This window comes from Campylobacter sp. 110 (assembly GCF_002383965.1).
In the GTDB taxonomy this organism is placed as follows: Bacteria; Campylobacterota; Campylobacteria; order Campylobacterales; family Campylobacteraceae; genus Campylobacter_D; species Campylobacter_D coli.
In genome coordinates this window covers 1-2,084 of the sequence record NZ_NXBD01000013.1, presented here as the reverse complement: position 1 = coordinate 2,084, position 2,084 = coordinate 1, and the positions used below count along the sequence as shown (strand labels likewise).

Below are 2,084 nucleotides of genomic sequence, written 5' to 3'. Positions count from 1 at the left end.
GATATATCATAATTAGGAGAACTTGTCTTACTACTTATACTAAAATTAGTATTATTGCTAGTATTTGTTGTATTAGTAGAATTTAATACTTCACTTCTTACTAGGGTTTGTGAATTTGCATTTTGAATTTCATTTAATTTACTAGCATTTTGTTTTAAAAAAGCATTAGCAAAACTTATTTTAGAATTTTCTTTACTTTCTTTATTAGCTTTTGCTTGTGAAAGTATAGAACCATAGTTTGAGTTATCATTGATGCTAAAGATACTCATATTAATTCCTTAATTTAGATTTTTCTGCCTTCAATCTAAATATATTAAAATAATATAAGCAAGATCTGTTCCAATTTGGAATAAAATGGAACAGAGGGAGTGGTTAGTATTGATTTTTAAATTGTCTTAAAATTTCATAGGCAGGACTATTTGCATAAGCCCAAATATTTGTGCCTGAACCGTATTTGCTTGAAAAATATTGCAAATAGTAATCTTTTTGGTTATTTACATAGCGGTATTTGGCTACGATATATCCACTACTTGAATAACCAAGTTGTTTGCTTACTTCTCTATGATCATTACTGTTATCATTCAAAACAACATATCCATAAGAAGTTAGAGAACCTGCATAATAATCAAAAGCACTATCTCTTTGAAACCGATACCCACCCTTAACCTCTTTCATCTCATCAAGGCTAAGAACTTTAACACCTGCACTATTATCACTAATTGCTCCATTACTGACTTTAGCAAGAATATCTTCTGCAAAAGCAGAACTTGACAATAAAGCACCTAAAGCTACAACACTCAATAGTTTTTTAAACATTTTAGCTCCTTGTTTTAAAATGTAATATAATTCATTTTATCATAATAAATACCCTAAATCAAATTTAATCAAAAATCTTTGAATTTTGAAATAGAACATTTTGGATTTTAATATCGCAATTAAGCGATATTAATTTCTTTTTATTTATTTCCTAAACCCTAGTTTGTCCTATAAGATTATTTAATCTATCCATTATAGAATCAGCGTAGGAATCAATAGTGCTAGGTTTTGCTTTCCAGCCATTAGCAAGAGCTTGTTTAATTTCAGCATCTAAAGCCCAATTACCCATAGCAGATTCTTTAGGAATGTTATTTTCATACATATATAAATCACCTTCTGCTATGCCACGCTCTGCCCAGTATCTAAAAAAGCTTTTAAAGTCACTTTTACCTGTCATAATACTATCTAAGTGTATGGCTGGACCACTAAAACTCTCTTTAGCCATAGCCCTATTGTAAGCTTCTATTGTGGGATTAAGTGTGGTTTTTGGACTCTCAACAGGTTGTCCACCTTGAGATTTTAAAAAACTCATAAATAAAGCTTCTTTAGAATAACTTCCATCTTCATTTTGTGGATAAACTGACATATCAGGATTAAATTGCCAATCTTCACCTTTAGAAACATTTTTGATTTCTTCTAAGGATAAACCTAAAGTCTCAGATGATAATCCTTTGATTATATATCCTGAATCAAGCCAAATTTCATCAGCTTCTTTTGCTTGTTCAGGGGTTTTATAAACATTTGAAATTAAAGAATTTGAAAAATCTCTTAGGTGAGTGATATTCATTCTATTGCTTGGATCATTAAAATCCATCGATTTTATTCCATTTATAGCATACCCCTTAGGCATAGAATTTATATCTGCTTCACTAAAACTTGTTTTATCATTTGGAAAGCTTTGACCTAAAGCATTAGAAAAAAGATTATAATATTGTTTTATGGTTTCAGCCATATCGATATTAGTATAATACTCGCTTACACCAAAATATTGTTTCATATCTGCAATATAAGGTTCATTTTCAGCAGCTTTTTTAATCTCATCCAAAGTAGATTTATGTATCTTAAAATCATTTGGCAATCCTGCAGCTTTGTTAAAGTCACTTCCCATATAACCATCTTTATCTACACTATAACCATAGGCTGTATCAGTGCTTAAATCTACTTGTTTATATTTTAGAGTATAAATAGAGTTTTTAAATTCACTAGATATATCATAATTAGGAGAACTTGTCTTACTACTTATACTAAAATTAGTATTATTGCTAGTA

2 protein-coding genes and 1 pseudogene are annotated in these 2,084 nt (G+C 29.4%); all 3 read right to left on the bottom strand.

Features of this window, described 5'->3' with window-relative positions:
• A pseudogene (locus BGS43_RS00575) lies at positions 1 to 269 on the bottom strand (Cj0814 family flagellar-dependent secreted protein); the annotation flags it as partial.
• Positions 270 to 372: 103 nt separating this feature from the next.
• Positions 373 to 816: a hypothetical protein gene (locus BGS43_RS00570; RefSeq protein WP_096568409.1), complete on the bottom strand. Its 444-nt coding sequence runs from the start codon at positions 814 to 816 to the stop codon at positions 373 to 375.
• A 151-nt stretch (positions 817 to 967) separates the two neighbouring features.
• Positions 968 to 2,084, bottom strand: a 1,117-nt coding sequence (locus tag BGS43_RS00565; protein ID WP_257841413.1) for a Cj0814 family flagellar-dependent secreted protein, incomplete at its 5' end; no start/stop codon positions are given.